Origin of the sequence: Porcincola intestinalis (assembly GCF_009696445.1) — a bacterium.
Taxonomy (GTDB): domain Bacteria; phylum Bacillota; class Clostridia; order Lachnospirales; family Lachnospiraceae; genus Porcincola; species Porcincola intestinalis.
The window spans coordinates 1-3,339 of the sequence record NZ_VULZ01000026.1 but is presented as its reverse complement, the minus strand read 5'-3'; the positions used below and the strand labels follow the sequence as shown (position 1 = coordinate 3,339).

Sequence of the window (3,339 nt, the reverse complement as noted above, 5' to 3'; positions counted from 1 at the left end):
TTTTGTATTGCCGTAGATCGCTCCGAAATTTGCACCATTCACCCGGCCTACAACCTTCGCCCAGGTATTTGGCTCTATCACACGGTACAGATTCAGGCTGTCCGCGGCAAATTCAATGAAAGGAGAGGCTACCCGCATATCATCCAGCTTAACGCCGGCCTTATAGTAAAGGTCATAGAGCTTATTGTATGGAAAGCCATATTTCCCATATGCCGTCCATACATCCTCTGTCTCCCAGTCATAGATCGGTGAGGCTGAATATAAATTTTTGGCGTCCTGCGTGATCCATTGCTTGCCGCCATATGTGTGGCGTTTATTTACAATCGCGTTATATCGATGCAGCGATTCCTGGGCGCGAAGGCCGAGCAGAATGATGGTTTTTCCCGGGTGATTGTCCCTATACCACATCCCGAAGGCGTGCTGCGTCTGCGGATCGGTCATGCCGCGAGAGAACCATGGAGCGTTTGCTTCCGTGTATACATATGGATGCTCCGGAATCTCCCGCACCCATATATCCTTCTGATCGGGGTGCCATGGATACCAGTACGGGTCGAAGGTGCTCATCGCATTGCGCACGGCCATCGGCAGGCAGAGCCAATACTTGTCGACAAAATCAGGAGACTCAGCGAATGTTTTTTCAACATACTTGGCTGTCTCCGTGTATTCCGCCTCGAAGTCCTGATGCATTAAAGATATTCTCCTGTGGATCCCATGCTGCTCCATGTATTGTAAAACAAGATGATAAAGCAGCCCGGAATCTTTCCCACCGGAAAATGCGCATACGATATTGTCAAATTCGTTGAAAATGTATTCCAGACGATCCTGTGTGGCTTTATACACATTTTTGCTTTGATAAATCTTTTCCATGTTTTACCTCCTTTCCGCGTAAGAAATCTCTTATATCCTTTTTCTGCAGGCTGCCAATTTCATGTTTGAATTTGTCGGACAGATTCTCTTTATTGCCGAGACAGCGCAGGATCTGCCAGTCAATCGAATCATCCATGCAGATGTCTGTAATATCTACGTCGTGTGTCTGCCCCAGGCGGTGTACACGATCCTCCGCCTGCGCCCGTGTGCCCCAATTCCAGTCATGTGAGTAAAAGATGATTTTATGGCAGAACTGGAGGTTCAGCCCGAAGGCACCACACGATTTATTTGCTACAAAATACTGTGTATCGCTTCTGAAGGCATCGATCGCAACGTTCCTTTTGGTGATGCTCATTTCTCCGTAAAACTGCACTGCGGAGCGTCCACTTGCGCGGATCAGGCGCGTGATCGTCTCAATCTCCTCAGTGTACTGGCAGAAAATAATAGTTTTATCATTGTTGTTTGCGATGCATGATAACAAGGCTGAAAGCCTTGGGTTATCTTCCGGATTGTCCATGTATTTGCATCGGATTGCATGAGGATGCCAACCTGAATAAATAATTTTAATTGCATATCCGGATACTATAGCCTGTAATGCTCCGAATAACTGATATATTGCGGTATTCGACATTTCATCAAGGCTTGTGAGTAGCTTGTCTAAAACTTGATCATAATTTTCGTCCTGCTGTGGAGTAAGAGTACAGTATTTCAGGTGATAAATCTTTTGTGGAAGCTTAAAACAATCTGCTTTCTTGATCTGATAGGTATAGGGGGCAATCTTTTCGGCGAGGTAATCGGTGTTCAATACGCGCCTGATTCTTCCGCGATCATCAATCTCCAGATGATTGGCCGCGAAGCTGTAATAAGATTTGTATCCCAGTATCCGCCAGTCGAGGATGCACCATTGGGCGTAAAGATCAGCCTCATTACGGCTGATCGGAGTGCCGTTGAGTATTAGCTTATAGACGCATGTATTCGCCAGCTGCTGTATGTGGATCGTTCGGAGCGCTGCATGATTTTTCACCAGCGACGACTCATCCACAATAAGATATGTGTTGTTATTCTGCACGATCTGCAGCAGCCTGCTGCACTCGCGGACGGAGGATGAGAGCGTTTCAATTCCCACTACATCCAGGATTCCCAGATCGTCCAGGTTTGAATGTTCTCGGATACCGCGCCGGATGTCGGATTTTATGTTGCATGGGCAGAGCCAGATGACCCTGTTTACCTTCCCCGCGGCAAGCCGGAGCTTGATCAGCTCCAGCGCCGTTCGCGTTTTTCCGGTTCCCATTTCCATGTACAGGGCACCTATTTTCAGGTGCTTCAGTTTTTCGACCGCCTGCTCCTGATGGGGGAGCAGAGAAGTAAAAGTTTTCATTTTAATCATCTTTAAGGTCCTCAATCACCTCTCGGGACGAATTCAAAATGCTTTTCAGCTTTTCACTTTCGTCCTGCGGCTTCTCCTCGTTCTTCTCTTCAGGGGCGACGATCTGGACGGATTTTCTGTAACCATCCAATATCTTAGCTGCTCCTGGGGAAATCTGGAATCCATTGATTGCTGCGAAATCCTCGATTTCATCAGCTGATGATGCCGGGATACGGATATAATGCAAATCGTGTATCCACTTTGCGCCTGCAAGGCTTTTTACCTTGTAGTACATATCCTCATCACGGCCCCAGCTGACATAAACGTGATCAGAATCCCCTGATCGACCAAACACCCACCGCGTGCATCTCGGGGTGAACGTCCCAAACACTGCAGCATCGCGAATCGATGCGGGGACGCTAACCTGCAGGCCGGCATTGAGCAGCTTGTTGGCGATGTCTGCTGCCCTGTCACTAGCCTTACCTGTAGTGACACCGATATTCAGTTTCCATGCATACCCATCCCAGCGGAATCCAGCGGCCTTAACTGCTTTGATAACCGTAGAATCCTTCGGGGACTCGACCGTGACCATATCATCGGTATATTTTACCGATACCATGGTGTCGGATTTCTTGTCCTCCGGGACCAGCGTGACGGAAGCTTCTTCTTTGACTGTTTCCGAAGTCTGCTTCGGAGAATACAGGAGCTTCAGTGCTTCGACAAAGAATCCGCCGAACTCAACATCCAGATCCTCTGGAACAGTCTTCCCTGACTTGATGTCTTTTTCAACGGACGTCTTATGGATCAATACAAGCTTGAAAACGTTTGTCGTTTTCTGGCTCCAGTCGATGATTTTGCTTGCGGATTTCTCCGCAGAGATCACCTGGCTGAATGCGTCCACAAGGCGAAGAGCTGTGTCAATATCAGCCAGGACTTCCGGCCCTTTGCCAGAATTCTTCGCATCCTCACCGGATTTCAACAGCTGCTGATTGCAATCAGCGATGGTATTTACAATACCCACTCTGATCTTGTCAGCCCAAGCGATCTGTTTCGGGCTTCCGACCAGCTCCGGAAGGCCAAGGCTGGCAGCCTCAGCTGCAGCCTTC

General features: G+C 48.4%; 3 protein-coding genes. All 3 read right to left on the bottom strand.

All coding sequences use genetic code 11. The features are described 5' to 3' along the window. A partial coding sequence (locus FYJ35_RS14280) for a DUF3440 domain-containing protein (RefSeq protein WP_154527584.1) occupies positions 1-867 on the bottom strand: 867 nt, incomplete at its 3' end. Next, positions 833-2,245, bottom strand: a complete 1,413-nt coding sequence (locus FYJ35_RS14275; RefSeq protein WP_408634801.1) for a DEAD/DEAH box helicase — start codon at positions 2,243-2,245, stop codon at positions 833-835. The genes FYJ35_RS14280 and FYJ35_RS14275, both read right to left, overlap by 35 nt. 1 nt (position 2,246) lies before the next feature. Then, on the bottom strand, positions 2,247-3,339 hold a 1,093-nt coding region (locus FYJ35_RS14485; protein WP_205839865.1), incomplete at its 5' end, for a hypothetical protein.